Raw genomic sequence first — 19,098 nt, 5'->3', positions numbered from 1 at the left:
GCGTGCGTGCAAGACGACGCCACCCCCTCGCCCGCATGCTTGTGACAGCCATCACAACACCACCGGGAGAGTTGACGCCATGACCGCAGTACACGAGAACGTCAGTGCCACAGGGCTTCCTGATGGAACCGCCACGCAGCTGTTCATCGGCGGGCAGTGGCGTCCGGCCTCGGACGGCGGAACGTTCACGGACCTGAACCCGGCCACCGGACGCCCCCTCGTCGACGTGTCCGCCGGAACCGGGCAGGACATCGACGACGCCGTCCGGGCCGCCCGCACCCAGCTGAACGGTGAATGGGGATCACTGCCCGGCGCCGCCCGCGGACGGATCCTGAACAAGGTCGCCGATCTCATCGAGCGCGACGGCGAGATCCTCGCCCGGCTCGAGGCCCTCGACGTCGGCAAGCCCGTCGGCCAGCCCACCATGCTCGACATCCCGATGGCCGCGGGCACGTTCCGGCACTTCGCCGGCTGGGCCGACAAGATCACCGGCCAGTCCATCCCGACCGCCGGCTACTTCGGTCAGCCCACCCACTCGTACACCGTCCGTGAACCGGTCGGCGTGATCGGCGCGATCGTCCCGTGGAACACCCCGCTGATGATCTCGGCGTGGAAGATCGCCCCGGCGCTGGCCGCCGGGAACACCCTGGTGGTGAAGCCGCCGGAGGACGCACCGCTGTCGATCCTGCACCTCGCGACGCTGCTCGAGGAGGCCGGACTGCCCGCGGGCACCGTCAACGTCGTGCCCGGCCTCGGCGAGATCGCCGGCGACGCGCTCGCCGCCCACCCCGGCGTCGACAAGATCAGCTTCACCGGCAGCCCCCGCGTCGGCCGGATCATCGCCAAGCGCGCCGCCGACACGTTCAAGCGCACCACCCTCGAACTGGGCGGCAAGTCCCCGCAGATCATCCTCCCGGACGCCGACCTCGAGGCCGCCATCAACGGCACCGCGATGGGACTGTTCTTCAACCAGGGCGAGGTCTGCGCCGCGGGCACCCGCATCCTGGTGCACCGGTCGCTGTACTCGCAGGTCGTCGACGGTCTCGCCGCCGCCGCGTCCGCCCAGGTCCTCGGCGACCCGTTCGACCCGGCCACCACGATGGGCGCCCTGGTCAACGCGAAGCAGCGCGACACCGTCCTCGACTACATCGCGGCCGGACGCAGCGAGGGCGCCCGCGTCGCCGCCGGCGGTGGCCGCCCGGACGGGGACGGGTTCTTCGTCCAGCCGACCATCTTCGCGGACGCGAACAACGACATGAAGATCGCGCGGGAGGAGATCTTCGGACCCGTCGGCACCGTCATCGCGTTCGACACCACCGACGAGGCGATCGCGATCGCCAACGCCACCGACTACGGGCTCGCCGCCTCGATCTGGACGCGCGACGTCTCCCACGCCCACACCCTCGCCGGCAAGGTCCGGGCCGGAGCGGTGGCGGTGAACGGCTGGGCACCCATCGATCCCGCCCTGCCCTGGGGCGGCATGAAGACCAGTGGCACCGGACGCGAACTCGGCTGGGCCGGAATCGAAGCCAACACCGAGGAGAAGGTCGTCACCATCATTCTCTGATCCCGTACACCATCGACGTCGTCGGACAGGAGCAGGAAACATGAAGACCCAGGCCGCTGTGTTGTGGGAGCCCGGTCAGCCGTGGCAGATCGAAGAACTGGAACTCGACCCGCCGAAGCACGGGGAGGTGCTGCTGCAGTTGGCGGCGTCGGGGATGTGCCATTCGGACGAACACGTCCGGGACGGCAGCCTGCCGCTCGAGTACTACCCGTTCATCGGTGGGCACGAGGGCGCCGGTGTCGTGCTCGAGGTCGGGCCGGGGGTCACCAGCGTCGAGAAGGGCGATCACGTCGCACTCGGATTCATCCCCGCGTGCGGGCGGTGCCGGCAGTGCGCGACCGGACAGTCCAGCATCTGCGACCTGGGTGCTCACCTGCTCGAAGGATGGCAGATCTCGGACGGCACGGCGCGGCACCACGTTCGCGGCAAGGACGCTGCCATCCAGTGCCTGATCGGGACGTTCTCGCCGTACACGGTGGTCAACGAGGCCTCGTGCGTCAAGATCACGAAGGACATCCCGCTCGACAAGGCGGCGCTGGTCGGCTGCGGCGTCACGACCGGCTGGGGGTCGTCGGTGTACGCCGCCGGCGTCCAGGCCGGTGAGACCGTCGTGGTGATCGGCATGGGCGGCGTCGGGTGCGGGGCGGTTCAGGGCGCGGCGCTCGCCGGTGCCCGGCACGTCGTGGTCGTCGACCCCTCGGAGTTCAAGCGGGAGCAGGCCAAGATCTTCGGCGCGACCCACACCGCGGCGAGCATCGACGAGGCGCTCCCCCTCCTCCAGGACCTGACGTGGGGCCAGTTGGCCGACAAGGTGCTCATCACCGTCGCGAATGCGAGTGGCCGCATCATCGCTCCGGCGATGAGCCTGGTGGCGAAGGGCGGCACGTGCGTCCACGTGTCGGTCGGCGACGTCACGCAGAACGACGTCGACCTGAACCTGTTCGATCTGACGGCGATGCGCAAGACACTCAAGGGGGCGTGGTTCGGCAACGCGAACATCCGGTTCGACATCCCTCATCTGCTCCGCCTGTACATGGAGGGTCAGCTGAAGCTCGACGAGATGATCACGAGGACATACACACTCGACCAGATCAACGACGGCTACGAGGCCATGCGGAAGGCCGAGAACGTCCGCGGCGTCATCATGTACTCGTAGACGGCACCGTCGGGAGCGGTGGGGCGCTGCACGCCTCACCGCTCCCGGCATGGTTCCCTGTCCCCATGCCGTACGTGTTCCTGCTCGCCGCGATCGCCGCCGAGGTGTTCGGCACGAGCCTGCTGAAGTCCACCGAGGGTTTCACCCGGCTGTGGCCGACGGTCGGGTGCCTGGCCGGGTACGTCGTCGCGTTCCTGTTCCTGTCGCAGGCGGTCAAGACGGTGCCGGTCGGGATCGCCTACGCCATGTGGTCGGGGCTCGGGACGGCGGCGATCGTCGCGATCGGGGCCGCATTCCTCGGTGAACCGCTGACCGCGACGAAGATCTTCGGACTGGGTCTCGTCGTCTCCGGAGTGGTCGTGCTCAATCTCGGCGGAGCTCATTGATACCGTGGTCGCATGATCGCTGGTGGAGCAGGTACACGTCGTGCCTAAGCTCGTGGATCACGACGAGCGTCGGCGAAGCATCACCGCCGCCGCCTGGCGGCTGATCGCCGCCCGCGGTATCGAGGCCGCGAACATGCGCGACATCGCCACCGAGGCCGGGTACACCAACGGCGCCCTGAGCCACTACTTCGCCGGCAAGGACGAGATCCTCCGGACATCGTACGAGCACATCTCCGAGGCCACCGATCGCCGGATCACCGAGGCGCTCGGCGACGCGACCGGCCTCGACGCCCTGCGCATCCTGTGCCGCGAGGTGATGCCGATCAACGAGGAGAAACTCCTCGAGGCCCGGATCGCCGCCTCCCTGTGGCCGCGGGCCATGTACGACGAGCAGATGGCCGCGACCAACCGGCGGACGATGGACCGCTGGCGCGCGCAGATGGCGATCTTCCTCGAGCAGGCCCGCGAGGAGGGCACCGTCGGCGACATCGACGTCACCATCGTGGTGGAGCAACTGCTCAACATGATGATGGGCATGCAGATTCTGGGTGTCCTCACGCCGGGCGAGACGTCGTCGGAGCGTCAGCTGGAGATGCTCGAGCGGTTCGTCACCACGCTCTGAGTTTTCGTACGCTCGTCCAATTCCGTTGCTGCGGAATCCGTTAGCGCACCTTTGACCGGACGCCCAGTATGTCCGGGTCGGAAACTCACTGTTTACACGAGGGCACCTCGGCTGTAACGTACGTCACTAAGCTTTTTATTCAACACCCGTAGAACCAAAGGATCGCGACATGCCCACCCTTTCCCCTGCGCGTATCGACCACCCGCTGTCGCTGCCGACCGTCGAAGAGATCGCATCGCTCCGCGAGATCCTCGAGGCCGCCGACGCGCTGACCGAGCAGACGAGATTCGTCTACGTCGGCCTCGAGGAACCGGACAAGTCGACCCTGTACCCGGCCGAGACCAACGAGACCGATCGCCGATTCCGCGTTCTGCTGCACGACATCTCGTCCCCGAACGCCGTGGACGTCGTGGTGTCCGTGACCCGGCGGTCGGTCATCAGCTCGGTCACCCTCGACGCCACCCGGGACGGTCAGATGCCGGTCCTGGACGAGGAATTCGAACTCGTCGAGCAGGTACTGTCCGCCGACGAACGCTGGCTCGCCGCACTCGCCGCCCGCGGACTCGACGTCGCCGACGTCCGGGTCGCTCCCCTCTCGGCCGGCGTCTTCGACTACCCCGGCGAGACCGGCAAGCGGATCCTCCGCGGGCTCGCGTTCCGCCAGGACCACCCGAAGGACCACGCCTGGGCTCACCCGATCGACGGGCTCGTCGGCTTCGTCGACGTCATGAACCGGACCGTCACCGACGTCCTCGACCTCGGCGCCGTCCCGATCCCCGAGGAGTCGGGCAACTTCGACGACCTCGCCGTCACCGGCCCGCTGCGCACCACCCAGAAGCCGATCGAGATCACCCAGCCCGAGGGCCCCAGCTTCGTCGTCGACGGCAACCGCGTCGACTGGGAGAAGTGGTCGTTCCGCGTCGGCTTCGACGCCCGCGAGGGACTTGTCCTCCATCAGCTCGGATTCGCCGACGGCGACCGGGTTCGCCCGATCATCCACCGCGCGTCCATCGCCGAGATGGTCGTGCCCTACGGCGACCCCTCGCCGGTCCGGTCGTGGCAGAACTACTTCGACACCGGCGAGTACATGGTCGGTCGCTACGCGAACGCCCTCGAACTCGGCTGCGACTGCGTCGGCGACATCACCTACTTCGACGCCGTCATCGCCGACGAGTTCGGCAGCCCCAAGACGCTGAAGAACGCGGTGTGCATGCACGAGGAAGACTTCGGCGTGCTGTGGAAGCACACCGACCTGTGGGCCGGCTCGGCCGAGACGCGCCGCCAGCGCCGCCTGGTCGTCTCCTTCTTCACCACGATCGGCAACTACGACTACGGCTTCTTCTGGTACCTCTACCTCGACGGCACCATCGAGTTCGAGGTCAAGGCCACCGGCGTCGTCTTCACGTCGGGTCACCCGGGCGGCGACTACCCGTACGCCTCGGAGATCGCCCCCGGCCTCGGCGCCCCGTACCACCAGCACCTGTTCAGCGCCCGCCTCGACATGATGATCGACGGCGACCGCAACTCCGTCGAGGAAGTGCAGACCAAGCGGGTGAAGATGGGCCCCGGGAACCTGCACGGCAATGCGTTCACCCTCGAGCGCACACCGCTGACGAAGGAATCCGAGGCTCAGCGCCTCGCGGACAACAGCGTCGGACGCGTGTGGCACATCAGCAACCCGAACAAGCTGAACCGTCTGGGCAAGCCGGTGGCGTATGCACTGCACCCGGAGGGACAGCCGATCCTGCTGGCCGACGACGACTCCTCGATCGCTGCGCGGGCGACGTTCGCCACCAAGCACCTGTGGGTCACCCAGTTCGACGAGAAGGAACGGTACGCGGCAGGCGATTTCGTGAACCAGCACGCCGGCGGCGCCGGACTGCCCAGCTTCGTGGCCGGCGACCGCGATCTGGAGAACGAGGACCTCGTCGTGTGGCACACGTTCGGCCTCACCCACTTCCCGCGCCCGGAGGACTGGCCGATCATGCCCGTCGACTACACCGGATTCACGTTGAAGCCCAACGGCTTCTTCGACCGCAACCCCTCTCTCGATGTGCCCCGCACGACGTCGAAGCACTGCTCGACCGGAGGCAGCAGCTGCCACTCGGACGGAGGCACTCATGTCTGACACCACCACAGGTTCCGGACCCGGCAAGCTGCGCGGATCCATCGGCGTCGTCGGGATCGTCTTCCTCGTCATCGCCGCCGCCGCTCCCCTCACGGCGATCGGCGGCGCCCTGCCCGTCATGATCGCGATCGGCAACGGCGCGGGCGCCCCGACCGCCTACCTCATCGCCGCGCTGGTCCTGCTCGTCTTCAGCGTCGGATACGCGGCGATGAGCAGCCACATGGTCGACACCGGTGCGTTCTACGCCTACGTCGCCAAGGGTCTCGGCGAATCCTGCGGACTCGGGGCCGCCGGTCTCGCGTTGCTGACCTACACCGCCATCCAGGCCGCCGTCTACGGCCTGGCCGCCGCGACCATTCAGGGCCTCGTCGTCCAGTACGGCGGACCCGACCTGCCCTGGTGGATGTGGGCGCTGGTCCTCATCGCTCTCGTGGCCGTGCTGGGGTACCGCAGCATCGATCTGGGCGCCAAGGTGCTCGGCGTTCTCCTCGTCCTCGAAATCGGCATCATCCTCGCGCTGTCGTTCGGCGTCCTGGTGCGGGGCGGGGCCGCGGGTATCGACTTCGCGTCGTTCACCCCGACGTCGTTCTTCAGCGGATCCCCCGGTGTCGCATTGATGTTCGCGATCGCGTCGTTCATCGGCTTCGAGGCGACCGCGATCTACGGCGAGGAAGCCCGCAACCCCCGGCGAACGATCCCGATCGCGACGTACGCCGCCGTCATCGTCATCGGACTGGTGTACGCCCTGGCCAGCTGGGCCGTGGTGCTCGCGTTCGGCAGCGACAACGTGTCCGACGCGGCCGCCGCCGACCCTGCCGGGCTGACGTTCGCCGCCGCCGCGCAGTTCCTGGGCGGACCCGCCGCCGACGTCATGGCGATCATGCTGGTCACGAGTCTGTTCGCCGCGCTGCTGGCGTTCCACAATGCCATCTCCCGGTACGTGTTCGCCCTGGCCCGCAAGGGTGCGGCCCCGCGGGCACTGGCCCGCACCCACCCCAAGCACGGTTCCCCGCACGTCGGCTCGATCGCCCAGACGATCTCCGCGACGGTGGTCGTCGGGGTGTTCGCACTCGCCGGCGCGGACCCGGTGCTGCAACTGTTCACCTGGATGGCGGGTCTGGCCACCGTGAGCATCCTGGTGCTGATGGTGCTCACCAGCGTCGCGATCATCGCGTTCTTCGCCCGCACCCGGCTGGACACCCGGCTCTGGCACACCCGGATCGCCCCCGTGCTCGGATGCGTGGGTCTGGTGGCCGTCACCTGGTTGGTGCTCGACAACTTCACCACCCTGATCGGCGGGTCGGAACTGCTCGCGGACATCCTGCTCGCCGTGATCGCACTGTTCTTCGTCGCCGGACTGGTCGTCGCCCGGGTCACCCGGCAGAGCCGGGCCGATGTCGGACAGAGCCGCGAACTCACTCCCACGATCTGAGTCCGACGATGTTCGAGATCCCTGCCGTGCATGCGGCGATGTTCATCGGAGCGGTCGGGGCCCTCGTCCCGATGTGGCGGGCACACGGAACGGACTGCCGGGTCCGGATTGCGCACGGTGCGATGGCGCTGTCCATGATCGCGATGATGATCCCCGCTGTGCCGGCAGGGATTCACCTGCTGGGGGGTGCCGTCCTCATCGCACTCGCCGTGTTCGTCACCGGCGAGACCATGCACCGCCGGACCGCGGTTCCCTGCGCGGTCGACCTCACGGCGATGGGGGTGCTGCTGCTCCTGGCGCCGATGTCCGCTCCCGCCGCGGCGGCGTCGGCGCCGGCACCCTCCGGCCACCATCACGGTGGCGCAGGAATCTCGACCGGCTGGCTTCCTCTCGTGGTGCTCGTGTGCTGGGCACTGCTGACGCTGTGTCTCTTCCGCTCCACCCCGCGCCGCGAGCGCCGTTCCGGCGTCAAGACCGCGGCGGCGGGTTCCGCACTGATGATCCTGGGCATGGCCCCGATGGCCGTCTGACCGCCCTCCCACCGACAGCACCCTGGAGGAACCGATGAGTTACGCCGATGCCGTCTACACCCGCGGCAAGGTCTTCACCGTCGACGAGGATTTCACGATCGCCACCGCCCTCGCGGTGCGTAACGGACTCGTCCACGCGGTGGGCATCGACGCCGAGATCGAAACCCTGATCGGACCGGACACGGTGGTCACGGATCTCGATGGGAGGACGATCCTCCCAGGAATCAACGATTCGCACCTGCACGCCATCGCCTACGGACTCGACACGCCGCCGCTGTCGCTCGACGTGTCGTTCCCGGCCGTCCGGTCGATCGCCGACGTCCGCGAACTCGTGCGGGAGGCCGCCTCGGCAGCCGAGGACGGCGCCTGGATCATTGGAACGGGCTGGGACGACGGCTATCTCGACGAATGCCTCACCGAGGACGGGCGGACACCGACCCGTTGGGACCTCGACGAGGTGTCCCCGGACAATCCCGTGTTCCTGCAGGACTTCTCCCGGCACACATCGTGGGTGAACAGCGCGGCGCTCGCCCTCGCCGCGGTGGACGAGACGACCCCGTTGCCGCCCGGCAGCCTCATGCCCACCGGCGAGGACGGCCTGCTGACCGGCATCGTCATGGAGGGAGCGCAGGCCCTCGTGCAGCGGGTTCTGCCGGCCCTCACCCGGGAGCGCCGGGAGGAAGCACTCCGCTCGGCGATCTCGATCCTGCAGAGCGAAGGGATCACCAGCTTCACCGACCCCGCGATCGGCCCCGGCGGCGAAGCCCTCGCCGGCGGTGCGATGGGCGCCGAGGGCCTGTCGGTGTACGCCGACCTCGCCCGCCGCGGAGAACTGGGCGCCCGCGTCAACCTGCTCCTCCTGCCCACCGGAATGTCCGGTTCCGCCGAGGATTTCGGGAAGAACCTCGCCGACATCGAGGTCCCGGACACGGTGGACCCGCGGATGTTCCGGGTTCTCGGGGTGAAGGTGTTCGCCGACGGCATCCCGCCGAGCAAGACTGCGTGGATGCACGAGGAGTATGTCGGCGGCGGCTGCGGCTCCCTGTGCGTCGGCGGCGACACCGACGAGCGGCAGGTGTACGAGGTGACCGAAATGGTCCGCATCGGTCACGAAGCCGGCTACCAGATCGGTGTGCACGTCACCGGCGACCGTGCCATCGACACCGTCGCCGAGGCGATCATCGCCGCATAGATCGCGCACCCCCGCGACGATGCCCGGCACTACCTGATCCACGGCGACTTCATCAGCGAAGCCACCCTGAAGCGATTGGCCGAGAACGATATCGGCGTCAACATGAACCCGACGATCAAGTGGACGATCGCCGACCTCGAGGTGGGGGTGGTCGGGACCGAACGCGCCGCCTACGAGTGGCCGTACCGCAGCGCCGTCGAATCCGGGGTGCACCTGATGAGCAGTTCCGACGCACCGGTCACACCACCCGATTGGCGCCAGGGCATCTCGACGATGATCCTGCGGGAAAGCAAGGCCAGTGGCGCGGTGAGCGGACCCGACCAGACCATCGGGCTCGCCGACGCCGTCCGGACCTATACGATCAATGCGGCCTGGCAGGATTTCGCCGAGGACTGGAAGGGATCACTCGAGGTCGGCAAGGTGGCCGACCTGTGCATCCTCGACGGCGACCTCGAGACCATCGATCCGCACGACATACCCGCGATGCAGGTCGTCACGACCGTGCTGGGTGGGAAGGTCGTGTTCGAGCGCGTCACGGAGAGTGTCGCGTAGGCCCGACACCGCTACATCCGAACGGCCGGTTCACCACTGCTGTGGGTGAACCGGCCGTTCAGCGTCCGGGCACGTCACTGCGCCCAGGCCGCCTCCGCGATCCAGTACTCGCTTCCGTCGGCGCTGATTCCGCGTTGCCAATCGGTGGTCCGCCGCAGGTTCGGCTCGACGCGCGCGGTGGCTACGTCGGCGCCGTCCGGTCCGTCCTCCCTCACCTGCCAGTGCACCCAGTTCACTTCGTTGCCGTGCTCGTCGTGCACGAACAGGTCGACGTGATGCCAGCCGTAGCGGTGGGTGTCGGCGTAACAGGTCAGGAATGTGCGGTGGTGATGCGAATAGTCCACGAGGTACCTCCGGGGCCGCGGTGGTTTTCCCATAACGCTAGAACCGGATCGTGCTCAACGGAATCCAAGAAACCTTTACCCTGTGAGTGTTGGTCGCTCAGCGGTTCGGGTCGACCGGCAGCGTGAACGTGAAGACCGCCCCGTGCGGATCGTTCTCGCGTGCGGTGATCGTCCCGCCCTGGCGGGTGATGATGCGGTGGCTCAGCGCAAGTCCGATTCCGTGGCCCGTGGACTTCGACGTGAACGCGCCGTCGAAGATTCGGCCGTCCGGGACGTGCGAGAGACCCTTGCCGTGGTCCTCGACGCTCACGACGCCCTCCGTCTCGGTGACGTCGGTGCGTACCCTCACGATGCGGTCGGCTGCCGGCCATTCCGCCATCTCGTCGATGGCGTTGAAACACAGGTTCAGGATGACCTGCCCGGTGAGCACACGTTCGCACACGACGGCGACCGTGTCGTGCGCGCGGAGGTACTCGACGTGAACTCCCTTCTGCCGCGCGCGGATGTCGACGAAATACGCACATTCGTCCACGATGTCGTTGAGGTCGACGATCTGCTGGGACTCCTCGAGTTGTGTCACGTATTCGCGCAGGCTTCGGACGATCTGATTGGCCCTGTCGATCTGCTTGCGCGCCTCCCCGAGGCCCCAGCTCACCTCGTCGTGACTGGTGTGCCCGTCACCGAGGCGGCTCTGCGTTCCGGCGATGAAGTTGGTGGCGGCCGCGAGCGGCTGGGCCAACTCGTGCGCGATGGCCATGGCCATGTCGCCCATCGCGTTGTAGCGGGCCAGGTAGTTGAGGTACTGCGAGTCCCGTTCGTGCTCCTGTTCGGTGCGGACGTGCTCGGTGACGTCGTGGAAGAGCAGCAGGTGCCCGCTCAGATCATTCTCGATCGCGATGTGCTGGCAGCTTCCCGCGTGCCAGCGGCGCTCCTCGGACGTCAGTTCCACCTCGTAGCGCAGGCTCTGGGAACCCCCGTCGGCGGTGGTCAGGTCCAGGGCCCGGCGCACGCTCTCCCGTGACTGCCCCGCCCGGCAGAACTCCGTGAAGCGTTCGCCGACAAGCGATGCCACCGGGACCTTCAGGAGTTCCGACGCCGCCTCGCTCGCATACGTGATGCGGCTGTCGTCGTCGAGGACCAGGATGCCCTCGGCCATGTTCCGCAGGAACGCGGCCAGGCGGGCCTCGGTGCGGCTGAGATCGGCCTCGGTGCGCGTGAGGTCGCGGCGCATCGACGTTTCCTGCTCGATGTCGCGGAACTGCACCATCACCACGGTCCGGGCGTTCAGCTCGACCCGGATCGCGATCGCCTCCGTCAGGACCTCTCGCCCGCTCTTCGCGCGATACGCCCATTCGGTGACCGCTGCCCCGTTGTCGACGGCCTCCTGCAGCCACCGCCGTCCCACCGACCGGCGGTAGCGCTTCGCCGGGGAACTCATGTCGGGGGCCTTGAGCGGTTTGAGCTCTTCGACCGTGAACTCGAGCAGTTCCGACGCAGCCCTGTTGGCCCAGAGGATGTCCTTGGTCGCCGCATCGTGGACCAGGACGCAGTAGCGGAGCGACTCGACGAGTTGTTCGTAGTCGGACGGCGCGAGTTCGGACAATGCGGCCTCCTTGGGCTCACGTCGAGTCTACTGAGCGTGCAGACCGCGGACACGATAGGGAATTCCTTTAGTCCGGGGCGACATCTCTGCACGTGTGCGGGAGGAAGCACCGATTGAGTGATGCCCGCCACCGCAATAGCGTGAAACTCGACACGAAACACGCCACACCCCTTCTACTTCGCGTCGATCGGAGTATTTGATGACCACCACCGCACCGACCCTCGACACGACGGGCACCGCCGCGAACGGGACGCTGTCGTTCGAGGACGTCCTCGAGCACGTCGCATTGCGGCGGGAAGAGTTCGCCACACAGAAGTTCGTGCCTCGCGACATGATCGACGAGTTCAAGCAGGTCGGCATCTACCGCGCGGCGACCCCCCGCCGGTTCGGCGGCGACGCACTGCCCCCGAGCGAGTTTCTGCGGATGATCGAACGAATCTCCGCGGTGGACGCGTCGGCGGGCTGGGTCGCGAGTTTCGGCTCCGCCCTCGTCTACCTTGCGGCGCTGCCCCTCGCGACGCAGGCCGAGTTGTACAAGGACAGCCCCGACCTCGTCTTCGCCGGCGGCCTGTTTCCGGTGCAGCCCGTCGAACAGGTGCCGGGAGGCCTGAAGATCACCGGGCAGTGGAAGTTCGCCAGCGGATGCAAGGGCGCCGACATCCTCGGTGTGGGCATCCGCGGCGGCGACTCCACCGCGGGGAAGCCGCGCACCGCCCTGCTGTGGCCGAAGGACGTCGAGATCGTCGAGAACTGGGACGTGGTCGGTCTGTCGGGAACCGGCAGCCACGAACTGAAGGTCGACGGCGTCGTCGTGCCCGAGGACTGGACGTTCATCCGGGGCGGAACCCCCACCGTCGACGAACCCCTCTACCGCTATCCCTCCATCGCGTACGCCGCCCAGGTGCTGGCCGTCGTCAATCTCGGAGTGGGCCGCGCGGCGCTCGACTACGCGATCAAGGTCGGCGCGGGACGCACCGGGATCACCGGAGCGCCCAAACTCGCCGACCGCGCCTACTACCGCATCGACCTGGCCAAGGCGGAGGCGACGCTGCGGTCCGCCCGCGCCTTCTTCTACGAGGTCACCGACGAGGCGTACGCCACGGTGGTCGCCGGCGATCCCGTCCCGGAAAAGCTTGCGGCACTTCTTCGCTTGTCCTCGACCCACGTCGCCAAGGCGGGTGCGTCCGCCGTGCACACCGCCTTCCAGTTGTCGGGCACCGGCGCCATCTACGACGGCAACGCCATGCAGCGGTACATGCGCGAGGCCCTGGTCCCGCCGCAGCACGCCTTCCTCGGCGACGGCATCTACGACAGCGCCGGTGCGGTGCTCATGGATATCCCGCCGTTCCCCGGCTTCATCTGAGCATCGTCCGCACCCCGACCACCGACCCTTCAGGAGTACAACCATGACCGCACCACTGAGAGTGCTGTTCTGCATCGGCATCAACCAGAACTTCTTCGACCTCCCGACCGGCCAGGGCGGCCTGGTGTGGAAGGCGTTCTCCGGGATGATGGACGCGCTGGCCGAGACGCCCGGCGTCCGGGTGATCGGGGACATCGACGACGACAGCCACATGGTCGGACCGTCGGACGGCTGGCCGTGGACGTGCTACATCCTCGCCGACGTCGACACCCAGCAGACCGTCAAGGACGTCTGCAACCTCTTCCGCACCACCACGGTCGGGGAGTACACGCTGTGGCGTTACGCGAAGATCGAAGCCCGCATCGGCCGTGCGCTCACCGTCCGCGAAGACGTCGACCTCGGCGTGTGAGCGACATGCACCGTGCGAGCGCGACCGAGCGCATCGAGAGGCGCGAGGCCGTTCACCGGGTGATCTGCCGCTACATGGAACTGTGTGACGTTCCGTCCGTGCAGTTCTCGGCCGAGGAACTCGGCTCCCTCTTCACACCCGAGGCGGTGTGGGAAGGCGTCGGCAGCGACTACGCGCACAAATTCGGCAGGCGGCAGGGCCGCCGGGAGATCGTCGGAATGCTCACCGCGTACCTCCCACCGAGCCCCCATTTCCGGGGAAATGCGCACCTGCTCGGCAACGAGCAGATCGACGTGGACGGACCCACAGCGCGGGGGCGGTGGGTCATGGAACAGCTGTCGCGGTACGAGGACGAATCGGCCGAACTGCTCGTCGCCCGCATCACCGCCGAGTGCGAAGTCCGGGACGGCACCGCCCGGATCAGCCACTTCACGACCGAGAAGCTGTTCGCCACCCGCCTCGACGAGGCACCGCGACTGCTCGAATCGAATGGAAAGAGAATGTGATGACCACTTCGCTGGATCCCACAGACACCGGCTTCACGGAAACCAACTTCGCGGACCTCGCCACCGACGACCGCGTGGACGGATCGCTGTACACCGACCCCGACATGTTCGAGGCCGAACTCGAGCGAATCTTCTACCGCACCTGGGTGTGGGTCGCCCACGAGAGCGAGATCCCCGAGGCCGGAAGCTACAAGATGGCGACCATCGGCAGGCAGCCGGTGATCGTCAACCGCGACCGCAAGGGCAACTTCAATGTCCTGCTCAACCGGTGCCGCCATCGCGGGGCCAGCGTCTGCGAGGTCCCCAAGGGCAAGGCGAACGGGTTCACCTGCCCCTATCACAGCTGGTCGTACGCCCTCGACGGGCGGCTGCGCGGGATCCCCTACCCCGATGGCTACGACGAGGATCTCGACAAGAAGGACCTCCCGCTGCAGAGCCTCCGGGTGGAGTCGTACGCGGGAATGATCTTCGCCAGCTTCAACCCCGACGTCGAGCCCCTCGACGACTTCCTCGGTGACGCGAAGGTGTGGATCGACCTGTTCATGAAGCAGGGCGCCGGCTACCCGATCAAGACCCAGGGCGAGCACTGCTTCCGCTTCCGCGGCAACTGGAAGATCCAGTTGGAGAACACCACCGACGGCTACCACTTCCCCATCGTGCACCGATCCTGGATGTCGTCCGTCGACGCCGAAACCGCCGACATGCTCTCCTTCATGACCGACGACAACGCCGTCACGCACGCGCTCGGCAACGGCCACAGCGTCGCCATCATGGTGCCCGAACACGTCGACCTCGACCACGACGACGGCACCGAGAAGATTCAGGCCCGCTTCGACCACATCGTCGAGGAGCTGTCGAAGACGATGCCCGCCGACCAGGTGCGCCGCATCGTCCGGTCCATGCACGGCGCCGGGTTCAACCTCAACATCTTCCCCAACGTCGCGATGTCGATGTCGTTCTTCCGGGTACTGCGCCCGATCGCGGTCGACGAGACCGAGATCCGGCACATCGCCCTCGGCATGGACGGTGGACCCGAGATCGTCAACCGCGAACGTCTCCGCATCCACGAACATTTCCAGGGCCCGTTCGGGTTCGGCAGCCCCGACGACTCCGAGGCCTGGGACCGGGTTCAGCGCGGCTCCCGCGGTGCACCCGGAATGCCGATCATGGTGAACCGCGGCCTGGGTCGTGAAGCGCTCGACAGCGACGGGCACCGCACCTCGCACGTCACCGACGAAACCGGAATGCGCGAAGCCTACGCAATGTGGAAGAGGATGATGACCGATGAGCACTGACCTCCTGACGATCGCACTGTCCGACGCCCGGGTACTGCAGGCCATCGAACTCGTCTGGCACGAAGCGGCCCTGCTCGACGCCAAGGACTACCAGACCTGGGACGCACTCTGGACCGACGAAGGCCGGTACGTCATACCCATCGACCTCGACACCGACGACTTCGACGGATCGCTGAACATGGTCAACGACGACACCCGGATGCGGCGCATGCGGATCGAACGCCTGACCTCCGGCTACTCGATGTCCGCGCTCGCCGCGGCCCGCACCGTCCGCACCGTCTCCCGCTTCACCGTCGAGGACCGCACCGACGACTCGATCACGCTGAGGTCCGCACAGATCCTCGTGGGCTTCAAACGCGACGACCAGCAGACCCTCGCGGCCGACGTCACGCACCGCATCCGCTACACCGAGGACGGCCCACGGCTGGACCTGAAGGTCATCCGGCTCGTCAACTCGCAGGGCGCGGTCAACGCCTCCGGCTACCTCCTCTGACCTTTCCCTCCAGAAATAGGAGTTCGACATGGATCACGTCGCAGTAGTCACCGGCGCCGGACGCGGACTCGGCGCCGCCATCGCCCGCCTGTTGCACGACCGCGGATATCGCGTACTGGTCGCGGACATCGACGAGGCCGCCGCGAAAGAGACTGCGGTGGCGCTGGATTCCTCCGGGAACACCGCCGTCGCCGCCGTCCTCGACGTTCGGAAGAAGTCCGACTTCGAGTCCCTGTGCGACCGGGTCGTCGACGTCTGGGGTGGGGCGGACGTTCTCGTCAACAATGCCGGCCGTTCCCAGACCGGCTCGTTGATGGACATTGCGCCGGAGGAATTCTCGGACATCGTCGAGATCAACCTCAACGGCGCGTTCCTCGGCTGCCAGGTGTTCGGAAGCCACTTCGCCGAACGCGGCTACGGCCGCATCGTCAACATCGCCTCGCTCGCCGGCCAGAACGGCGGCACGGCAACCGGGGCCCACTACGCGGCCGCGAAGGGCGGCGTCGGAACGCTGACCAAGGTCTTCGCCCGGGAACTCGCACCGTCGGGTGTCACCGTCAACGCGGTGTCGCCGGGACCGCTGGACCTGCCGGTGGTGCGCGAGACGGTGCCCGCGGACAAACTCGCGGCCATTCTCACCACCATTCCCGTGGGCACACTGGGGTCGCCCGAATTCATCGCCGAGACGGTCGCCCTCCTCGCGTCCCCGGCCGCCGCGTCGGTGACCGGAGCCTGCTGGGACGTCAACGGCGGCCTGTACATGCGCTGACCCCCGCTCGAGGGCGACGGGTCGCAGCACCGGAGGAAGAATCACCATGAGCATGTTCACTGTCACTGTCGCGGAAATCGTCGAGGAAACGCCGGACATCAAGTCGTTCCGGCTGGTCCGGACGGACGGTTCACGGTTCGACCCGTACCCTGCGGGCGCCCACATCGACATCCTCGGACCCACCGAGGTCCTCACCCAGTACTCGCTGTGCAGCCCGCCGCACGAGTCCGAATCGTATGTCGTCGCCGTCAAACGCGAGACCGGTCCGCGCGGCGCCTCGGCCGCGCTGCACGATCACGTGACGACTGGCAGCGAGTTGCGGATCAGCGGGCCGCGGACACTGCTCACGCTCGCCGAGGGTGCCGATCGGCACATCCTCGTCGCAGCGGGGATCGGGCTGACGCCGATGCTGAGTCTGGCGTTCGCCTTGCATCGGCAGGGACAGCGATTCGACCTGCACTATTTCGCGCGCACGAGGGCGCAGGCCGCGTTCGTCGACCTGCTGGAGAATGCGGATTTCCGGCAGGACGTGCACCAGCACTTCGGCCTCACGCGGGACGACCAGTTCTCGGCGCTCGAGAAGATCCTGGCGGACGCGTCCGCCGCCACCCACGTCTACACGTGCGGCCCCGAAGGTTTCATGGATCGGGTGCGCCAGTTGGCCGAACCTGCGGTCGGCGAGGACGCGGTCCACTTCGAACACTTCGAGGCGGCGACGCCTGCCGCGACCGAGTCGGATACGGCGTTCGAGGTGGAACTCGACACGGGCGAGGTGTTCGAAGTACCGGCCGGAAAATCCATCGCCGACGTACTCGAAGAGAACGACATCGAGATCGACACCTCGTGCCGGGAAGGGATCTGCGGCACGTGCGTCATGGACGTGCTCGAGGGCGAGCCCGACCACCGGGACAATTGCCTCACCAAGAGTGAGAGAAAGGCGGGAGACAGAATCGCCGCGTGTGTGTCGCGCGCGAGATCCGCGCGACTCGTCGTCGAGCTTCCCTGAACACTTTCAGGTCACGGAAAGTCCGGCCTGCAGAATGTCGCGCACGAGAACCGCAATGCTTTCTGCTCCGGTCTTTTCCTTGATACGCGTGCGATGCACGTCGACCGTCTTCACGCTGATACCCAGCTCTTTGGCGATGTTCTTGCTCGGCAACCCGTCGAGCACGAGTGCGAGAATTTCCCGTTCCCGCACCGTCAGCGCGTCTATCCGACCCTGCAATTCCGTTCGGTTGCGACGCTCGCCGAATCGTTGCCGCGCGACCCGGAGCGCATCCTGGATCACGTCGAGCATGTGCTGCGGATCGTAGGGCTTCTCGATGAACGTCAGCGCACCCCGCTGCAGTGCCCGCACCGACATCTTGATGTCGCCGTGCGCCGACACGAAGATGATCGGAATCGGGGATTCGTCGGCGAGGAGTGTCTCCTGGAGCTGGAATCCCCCGACTTCCGGCATCCGGACGTCCAGGACGAGGCAGGCCGGGATGTCGCGCCGGTACTCCTCGAGGAACGACTGCACCGAGAAGTAGTACTCCGACGTGATGTTGACCGAATCGAGTAGCCACGCAAGCGATGCGCACAACTCTTGATCGTCGTCGACGATGTAAACCCGTGTTTCTTGCTGCTCCATCGAATCCTGCCTCGCACAGATGGCTTGCTTCCCCGTCCAGTCAACACCGACCGTAACGGAAGCGATAGGCAACTGAAGAAATCCCCTACCCGGATACGCGACTTCCTGCGAGAAAGTAGCGTCGCCGCCAATGTTCCAGCGCACGAGCACGTCATATCCTTCTTTGCAGGATCGCCGGCGCCACGTGGTGACACGACTTCCCGTTCCGACTCACGGAGGCTGAAAATGCCCGAACTCACTCCCATGCAACTGAATTTCCGCACCGCCATGGCGAATCTGCCCGCCGCGGTCAACGTCGTGACGACCGACGGCCCCGCCGGGCGCTGCGGAATGACCGTCACCGCGGTCTGCTCGGTGACCGACTCCCCTCCTACGGCGCTCGTGTGCGTGAATCAGAACAGCGCGATGCACAACGTATTCCGGGAAAATGGCCGGGTCGGCATCAACGTGCTCGCCGGCGACGACGAAGAGCTGGCCATGCATTTCGCGGGCGCGACGAAAGTAGCGATGGCGGACCGCTTCCAGTGGGACATCTGGGAGGAGGACACCGGCGACGGTGTCCCGATCCTGCGCGCCGCCCATGTGGTGCTCGCGGGCCGGATCGCCGACATCAAGACAATGGGATCGCATTCGGTGATGTTCATCGAACTCGACCGCGTCCGCACACGCGAACAGGGCGACAGCCTCGTCTACTTCCAGCGCAAGTTCCACCGATTGTCGGTCCCGGTCGAGTCCCCCGACTGGCTGTTCTACGACGAATGGTCCGATCCGATCACCGTGACACCCGCCCTCGTCCCCACCGCAGCCGGAGGTAGATAGACATGGACACCTCGCCACCTCGAGAAGGGCTCCCGCAGGATTCCGACCTGCAGGAGCTCGCAGATACCCGTGCCGCCCTGACGTTTCGTCTCAGCGCCCTGGTCCTCGCACTGTTCCTGCCCCTGCCGATCCTCGGCGGGTTCACCTCACTGCTGGACGGCGTCGTGTTCAGCGGTGTCACCGTGGCGTGGCTCTACGCAGTCGCGCAATTCGCCGTCGCCATCGTCGTGGCCCGGTACTACATGGCGCGTGCCGCCGAACTCGACGCCCGAACCGCATCGCGGACGAAAGGATAACGC

Annotated in this window: 19 protein-coding genes and 1 pseudogene; 17 read left to right on the top strand and 3 right to left on the bottom strand. The window is 66.9% G+C overall.

Annotation, left to right across the window (positions count from 1 at the left end; all coding sequences use genetic code 11):
* Positions 1-79: 79 nt before the first annotated feature.
* The 8 genes and pseudogenes from styD (at position 80) to BLV94_RS32350 (ending at position 9,565) form a co-directional block, all read left to right on the top strand.
* Complete coding sequence (gene styD / locus BLV94_RS32385; protein ID WP_072937013.1) at positions 80-1,567, top strand: phenylacetaldehyde dehydrogenase StyD; 1,488 nt, start codon at positions 80-82, stop codon at positions 1,565-1,567.
* A gap of 40 nt (positions 1,568-1,607) precedes the next feature.
* Positions 1,608-2,723, top strand: coding sequence for an NDMA-dependent alcohol dehydrogenase (locus BLV94_RS32380; protein WP_009475608.1), 1,116 nt, complete (start codon positions 1,608-1,610; stop codon positions 2,721-2,723).
* A gap of 65 nt (positions 2,724-2,788) precedes the next feature.
* The gene (locus BLV94_RS32375) at positions 2,789-3,109 is read left to right on the top strand and encodes a DMT family transporter (RefSeq protein WP_072937012.1); all 321 of its coding nucleotides are present in this window, start codon (positions 2,789-2,791) and stop codon (positions 3,107-3,109) included.
* A gap of 52 nt (positions 3,110-3,161) precedes the next feature.
* Positions 3,162-3,731 carry a TetR/AcrR family transcriptional regulator gene (locus BLV94_RS32370; protein ID WP_072937011.1) on the top strand — a complete coding sequence of 190 codons (570 nt, stop codon included), beginning with the start codon at positions 3,162-3,164 and terminating at the stop codon, positions 3,729-3,731.
* A gap of 169 nt (positions 3,732-3,900) precedes the next feature.
* A complete protein-coding gene (locus tag BLV94_RS32365) occupies positions 3,901-5,859 on the top strand; it encodes a primary-amine oxidase (RefSeq protein ID WP_072937010.1) in 1,959 nt (652 codons plus the stop codon).
* The gene (locus tag BLV94_RS32360; protein WP_072937009.1) at positions 5,852-7,291 is read left to right on the top strand and encodes an APC family permease; all 1,440 of its coding nucleotides are present in this window, start codon (positions 5,852-5,854) and stop codon (positions 7,289-7,291) included. The genes BLV94_RS32365 and BLV94_RS32360 overlap by 8 nt, the downstream gene beginning before the upstream one ends.
* An 8-nt stretch (positions 7,292-7,299) precedes the next feature.
* On the top strand, positions 7,300-7,821 hold the full coding sequence (locus tag BLV94_RS32355) for a DUF5134 domain-containing protein (RefSeq protein ID WP_072937008.1): 522 nt from the start codon (positions 7,300-7,302) through the stop codon (positions 7,819-7,821).
* 34 nt (positions 7,822-7,855) lie between these two features.
* Positions 7,856-9,565: pseudogene (locus BLV94_RS32350) on the top strand (amidohydrolase).
* A 74-nt stretch (positions 9,566-9,639) separates the two neighbouring features.
* Here the strand turns inward: BLV94_RS32350 and BLV94_RS32345 are convergent.
* A complete protein-coding gene (locus tag BLV94_RS32345) occupies positions 9,640-9,909 on the bottom strand; it encodes a hypothetical protein (RefSeq protein WP_083395744.1) in 270 nt (89 codons plus the stop codon).
* Positions 9,910-10,006: 97 nt separating this feature from the next.
* The gene (locus tag BLV94_RS32340) at positions 10,007-11,512 is read right to left on the bottom strand and encodes a PAS domain-containing sensor histidine kinase (protein WP_072937006.1); all 1,506 of its coding nucleotides are present in this window, start codon (positions 11,510-11,512) and stop codon (positions 10,007-10,009) included.
* Between the two features lie 199 nt (positions 11,513-11,711).
* On the opposite strand from BLV94_RS32340, the gene BLV94_RS32335 reads away from it, so the two are divergent.
* Genes BLV94_RS32335 through BLV94_RS32305 form a run of 7 tightly spaced genes read left to right on the top strand, consistent with a single transcriptional unit; the run spans position 11,712 to position 17,353 of the window.
* A complete protein-coding gene (locus tag BLV94_RS32335; RefSeq protein ID WP_072937005.1) occupies positions 11,712-12,875 on the top strand; it encodes an acyl-CoA dehydrogenase family protein in 1,164 nt (387 codons plus the stop codon).
* Between the two features lie 43 nt (positions 12,876-12,918).
* The gene (locus BLV94_RS32330) at positions 12,919-13,284 is read left to right on the top strand and encodes a hypothetical protein (RefSeq protein WP_072937004.1); all 366 of its coding nucleotides are present in this window, start codon (positions 12,919-12,921) and stop codon (positions 13,282-13,284) included.
* Between the two features lie 5 nt (positions 13,285-13,289).
* Complete coding sequence (locus tag BLV94_RS32325) at positions 13,290-13,790, top strand: nuclear transport factor 2 family protein (RefSeq protein ID WP_072937058.1); 501 nt, start codon at positions 13,290-13,292, stop codon at positions 13,788-13,790.
* Entirely contained in the window at positions 13,790-15,085 is a 1,296-nt protein-coding gene (locus BLV94_RS32320) for an aromatic ring-hydroxylating oxygenase subunit alpha (RefSeq protein WP_072937003.1), read from the top strand. The genes BLV94_RS32325 and BLV94_RS32320 overlap by 1 nt, the downstream gene beginning before the upstream one ends.
* A complete protein-coding gene (locus BLV94_RS32315) occupies positions 15,075-15,578 on the top strand; it encodes an aromatic-ring-hydroxylating dioxygenase subunit beta (protein ID WP_072937002.1) in 504 nt (167 codons plus the stop codon). Before BLV94_RS32320 ends, BLV94_RS32315 begins: the two co-directional genes overlap by 11 nt.
* A gap of 28 nt (positions 15,579-15,606) precedes the next feature.
* A complete protein-coding gene (locus BLV94_RS32310; protein WP_072937001.1) occupies positions 15,607-16,347 on the top strand; it encodes an SDR family NAD(P)-dependent oxidoreductase in 741 nt (246 codons plus the stop codon).
* 46 nt (positions 16,348-16,393) lie between these two features.
* Complete coding sequence (locus BLV94_RS32305) at positions 16,394-17,353, top strand: PDR/VanB family oxidoreductase (protein ID WP_072937000.1); 960 nt, start codon at positions 16,394-16,396, stop codon at positions 17,351-17,353.
* A gap of 6 nt (positions 17,354-17,359) precedes the next feature.
* Here BLV94_RS32305 and BLV94_RS32300 read toward each other — a convergent pair whose 3' ends face one another.
* Positions 17,360-17,980 (bottom strand): response regulator transcription factor, encoded by a 621-nt coding sequence (locus BLV94_RS32300; protein WP_072936999.1) that lies wholly within the window; start codon positions 17,978-17,980, stop codon positions 17,360-17,362.
* Between the two features lie 225 nt (positions 17,981-18,205).
* Here BLV94_RS32300 and BLV94_RS32295 point away from each other — a divergent pair, with 225 nt between their 5' ends.
* Both BLV94_RS32295 and BLV94_RS32290 read left to right on the top strand, forming a co-directional pair.
* Positions 18,206-18,799: a flavin reductase gene (locus tag BLV94_RS32295; RefSeq protein WP_072936998.1), complete on the top strand. Its 594-nt coding sequence runs from the start codon at positions 18,206-18,208 to the stop codon at positions 18,797-18,799.
* A 2-nt stretch (positions 18,800-18,801) separates the two neighbouring features.
* A complete protein-coding gene (locus BLV94_RS32290; RefSeq protein ID WP_072936997.1) occupies positions 18,802-19,095 on the top strand; it encodes a DUF485 domain-containing protein in 294 nt (97 codons plus the stop codon).
* The last annotated feature ends 3 nt before the right edge of the window (positions 19,096-19,098 follow it).

It is taken from the genome of Rhodococcus koreensis (genome assembly GCF_900105905.1).
In the GTDB taxonomy this organism is placed as follows: Bacteria; Actinomycetota; Actinomycetes; order Mycobacteriales; family Mycobacteriaceae; genus Rhodococcus_F; species Rhodococcus_F koreensis.
The sequence above is the reverse complement of the archived record's forward strand: the minus strand, read 5'-3'. Positions and strand labels throughout refer to the sequence as shown.